At 51.7% G+C, this 5,443-nt stretch carries 1 protein-coding gene; it reads left to right on the forward strand.

Annotated elements, in window-relative coordinates; all coding sequences use genetic code 11:
* A partial coding sequence (locus IX84_RS31185) for an FG-GAP-like repeat-containing protein (RefSeq protein WP_076650664.1) occupies window positions 1–5,443 on the forward strand: 5,443 nt, incomplete at both ends.

Raw genomic sequence — 5,443 nt, forward strand, 5'->3', positions numbered from 1 at the left:
GGTCAACACGCCTTCTGTATTTCAGGGCGTCGCAGCCGATGTAGAAATTGAGTTTTGCCTGGCTACCGTTGACCCGCAGGGAAACCCAACCGATGGCATTACGCGCACCCCAACCAGTGTCACTGCTTTCGGCACTAATGACGAGGTGAAGTTTAACTCCAGTGGTGGGAAAGACGCCTGGCCGGCAAGTGACTACATGAACTTTTGGGTTTGTGATATCAGCGGCGGCATTCTGGGTTACGCACAGTTCCCCGGTGGCCCTGCCAGTACCGATGGAGTGGTTGTTGATTACCAATACTTTGGGGATATTGGCACCGCTACCGCTCCTTTCGATAAGGGCCGGACCGGTACGCACGAGGTGGGGCACTACCTCAATCTTCGCCACATCTGGGGGGATGGCAACTGCAACGCCGACGACTTCGTCAGTGATACGCCACGGGCTGGCGGGCCAAACTACACGGGTTCACCTTGTAATTTCCCCGGTAGCAACTCCTGTAATGGAGGTACCGGTGATCTTCCTGACATGTTCCAAAACTACATGGACTACTCCGATGATGGCTGTATGAACCTCTTCACGCAAGGCCAGACTGCCCGTATGCGGGCTTTGTTTGAGCCCGGTGGCGCCCGTGCCAGCCTGCTGAACTCTACCGCCTGCGGCACCCCCGTAACGCCTACCTGCAATGACGGCATCCAAAACGGCGATGAGACCGGCGTAGACTGCGGCGGAAGCCATTGCCCACCCTGTGCTGTGCCTTGTGCCGATCCGGGCTTTACGTCCAATACCATAACGACATCAGCGGATGGTGCTTGGTCCGTATACGCCATGGATTTGGACGGTGATGGCGACGCGGATGTATTATCGGCCTCATATAGTGATGATAAGATAGCGTGGTACGAGAATGACGGCAGCGGCAATTTTGGTGCGCAGCAGGTCATAACGACATCAGCGAATAGTGCCAGGTCCGTATACGCCATGGATTTGGACGGTGATGGCGACGCGGATGTATTATCGGCCTCTTTTAATGATTATAAGATAGCGTGGTACGAGAATGATGGCAGCGGCAATTTTGGTGCGCAGCAGGTCATAACGACATCAGCGGAAGGTGCTTGGTCCGTATACGCCATGGATTTGGACGGTGATGGCGACGCGGATGTATTATCGGCCTCTTCGTGGGATGATAAGATAGCGTGGTACGAGAATGACGGCAGCGGCAATTTTGGTGCGCAGCAGGTCATAACGACATCAGCGGATGGTGCTTGGTCCGTATACGCCATGGATTTGGACGGTGATGGCGACGCGGATGTATTATCGGCCTCTTCGGTTGATGATAAGATAGCGTGGTACGAGAATGACGGCAGCGGCAATTTTGGTGCGCAGCAGGTCATAACGACATCAGCGAATGGTGCCAGGTCCGTATACGCCATGGATTTGGACGGTGATGGCGACGCGGATGTATTATCAGCCTCTTCGGTTGATGATAATATAGCGTGGTACGAGAATGACGGCAGCGGCAATTTTGGTGCGCAGCAGGTCATAACGACATCAGCGGATGGTGCCAGGTCCGTATACGCCATGGATTTGGACGGTGATGGCGACGCGGATGTATTATCGGCCTCTTCGTATGATGATAAGATAGCGTGGTACGAGAATGACGGCAGCGGCAATTTTGGTGCGCAGCAGGTCATAACGACATCAGCGGATTTTGCCAGGTCCGTATACGCCATGGATTTGGACGGTGATGGCGATGCGGATGTATTATCGGCCTCTAATGATGATAATAAGATAGCGTGGTATGAAAATGACTGTGTAGGAACCTGCCCCACACCAGAAAACATAACGATAACTTACGATTGTGGCGGAGAGGTTGTCCTGCATTGGGACATTACCGACCCGGATACGCTGGTCCAATCCTATTCAGTAACAATGGATACGAATGGTCAGGAGTTCACCAGTTATACCGGTCTTACTACATCTGAATTAACGATCCCTGCCGGTACCCTTCAGCCAGGGACAGATTATGAGTACACCATTACAAGTAGCTGCGGGGCCAACACTACAGGCGTTATTGACGGCACAGAGATCAGAGATCCATTACCGGAGATCATTATAAGCAATGTGGTTCAGCCGGACTGCCAGGGCAATGATGCTGGAGGTTTCGACGTAACCGTAACAGACGACTGCGGAGCATTCTACAATATCAGTGTTGGGGCAACGACTTTCTTTAATGTCCCTGCCGGTGCGACGGTTACATTTATTGATTTGGAAGGTACGCCGGCCGGTATGACACATCAAGTCAATATTGCATTAGCCGATGCGGGCCCATGTGATTTAAGCGTTGAAGAAGTAGCCTGCCTGAATGCGGTAACTGCATCTGAGTTGATCTACACAGCCGACACTAGCCCTCCCGATGCATTGTGTGCGAATACCACTGTATTTTTTGATGCATCCGGTCAGGCATCCATCAACCCACAGGATGTAGACGGTGGCTCCACAGACGATTGTGCAACCGTGCTAAACTACGCTATCGACCAATCCCAGTTCACTTGTAGCGATGCACCTGAGGTGATGGTGCAGCTGGAAGTAGGAGATGGAAACCCCGCAACGGGATCAGGAACCTGTATGGCTGCTGTAACGCTCATTGATGACTTGCTACCCTCGGCAGTTTGTCAGGATTTAAGCATAGACCTGGATGGTTCGGGTATGGCCAGTGTCTCTCCACAGGATGTAGACGGTGGTTCCACCGATAATTGTGGAGTGGCTAGCTTGACCCTTGATATAACCCAATTTTCCAGCGCGGACATCGGTCAAAATCAGGTCATACTGACCGCAGAGGATGCTGCCGGCAATTTAAATAGCTGCTTAGCGACTGTGACGGTGAATGGGGCATCGCCAAATTGTTCTGACGGTATTCAGAATGGGGATGAAACGGGAGTGGATTGTGGAGGGAGTTGTATACCTTGTGCTGTGCCTTGTGCCGATCCGGGCTTTACGTCCAATACCATAGCGACATCAGCGGATGGTGCCACTTCCGTATACGCCATGGATTTGGACGGTGATGGCGACGCGGATGTATTATCGGCATCATTAAATGATGATAAGATAGCGTGGTACGAGAATGACGGCAGCGGCAATTTTGGTGCGCAGCAGGTCATAACGACATCAGCGAATAGTGCCAGGTCCGTATACGCCATGGATTTGGACGGTGATGGCGATGCGGACGTTTTATCAGCCTCTTCGACTGATGATAAGATAGCGTGGTACGAGAATGACGGCAGCGGCAATTTTGGTGCGCAGCAGGTCATAACGACATCAGCGGATGGTGCCGGTTCCGTATACGCCATGGATTTGGACGGTGATGGCGATGCGGATGTATTATCAGCCTCTTCGCTTGATGATAAGATAGCGTGGTACGAGAATGACGGCAGCGGCAATTTTGGTGCGCAGCAGGTCATAACGACATCAGCGGATGGTGCCAGTTCCGTATACGCCATGGATTTGGACGGTGATGGCGATGCGGATGTATTATCAGCCTCTTCGCTTGATGATAAGATAGCGTGGTACGAGAATGACGGCAGCGGCAATTTTGGTGCGCAGCAGGTCATAACGACATCAGCGAATGGTATCAGGTCCGTATACGCCATGGATTTGGACGGTGATGGCGACGTGGATGTATTATCAGCCTCTGATAATAAGATAGCGTGGTACGAGAATGACGGCAGCGGCAATTTTGGTGCGCAGCAGGTCATAACGACATCAGTGGAAGGTGCCAGGTCCGTATACGCCATGGATTTGGACGGTGATGGCGATGCGGACGTTTTATCAGCCTCTTCGCTTGATAATAAGATAGCGTGGTACGAGAATGACGGCAGCGGCAATTTTGGTGCGCAGCAGGTCATAACGATATTATCGTATGGTGCTGCCAGGTCCGTATACGCCATGGATTTGGACGGTGATGGCGATGCGGATGTATTATCGGCCTCATTAAATGATGATAAGATAGCGTGGTATGAAAATGACTGTGTAGCCCCCTGCCCCACACCAGAAAACATAACGATAACTTACGATTGTGGCGGAGAGGTTGTCCTGCATTGGGACATTACCGACCCGGATACGCTGGTCCAATCCTATTCAGTAACAATGGATACGAATGGTCAGGAGTTCACCAGTTATACCGGTCTTACTACATCTGAATTAACGATCCCTGCCGGTACCCTTCAGCCAGGGACAGATTATGAGTACACCATTACAAGTAGCTGCGGGGCCAACACTACAGGCGTTATTGACGGCACAGAGATCAGAGATCCATTACCGGAGATCATTATAAGCAATGTGGTTCAGCCGGACTGCCAGGGCAATGATGCTGGAGGTTTCGACGTAACCCTAACAGACGACTGCGGAGCATTCTACAATATCAGTGTTGGGGCAACGACTTTCTTTAATGTCCCTGCCGGTGCGACGGTTACATTTATTGATTTGGAAGGTACGCCGACCGGTATGACACATCAAGTCAATATTGCATTAGCCGATGCGGGCCCATGTGATTTAAGCGTTGAAGAAGTAGCCTGCCTGAATGCGGTAACTGCATCTGAGTTGATCTACACAGCCGACACTAGCCCTCCCGATGCATTGTGTGCGAATACCACTGTATTTTTTGATGCATCCGGTCAGGCATCCATCAACCCACAGGATGTAGACGGTGGCTCCACAGACGATTGTGCAACCGTGCTAAACTACGCTCTTGACCAATCCCAGTTCACTTGTAGCGATGCACCTGAGGTGATGGTGCAGCTGGAAGTAGGAGATGGAAACCCCGCAACGGGATCAGGAACCTGTATGGCTGCTGTAACGCTCATTGATGACTTGCTACCCTCTGCGGTTTGTCAGGATTTAAGCATAGACCTGGATGGTTCGGGTATGGCCAGTGTCTCTCCACAGGATGTAGACGGTGGTTCCACCGATAATTGTGGAGTGGCTAGCTTGACCCTTGATATAACCCAATTTTCCAGCGCGGACATCGGGCAAAATCAGGTCATACTGACCGCAGAGGATGCTGCCGGCAATTTAAATAGCTGCTTAGCGACTGTGACGGTGAATGGGGCACCGCCAAATTGTTCTGATGGTATTCAGAATGGGGATGAAACGGGAGTCGATTGCGGCGGCAGCAATTGCCCACCCTGCGCTGTGCCTTGTGCTGATCCGGGCTTTACGTCCAATACCATAACGACATCAGCGGATGTTGCCAAGTCCGTATACGCCATGGATTTGGACGGTGATGGCGACGCGGATGTATTATCGACCTCATTAGATGATGATAAGATAGCGTGGTACGAGAATGACGGCAGCGGCAATTTTGGTGCGCAGCAGGTCATAACGACATCAGCGGATGGTGCCTATTCGGTATACGCCATGGACCCGGAACGCGAACAACGGCTAAAAGAAATC

It is taken from the genome of Phaeodactylibacter xiamenensis, from assembly GCF_000759025.1.
GTDB classification, from domain to species: domain Bacteria; phylum Bacteroidota; class Bacteroidia; order Chitinophagales; family Saprospiraceae; genus Phaeodactylibacter; species Phaeodactylibacter xiamenensis.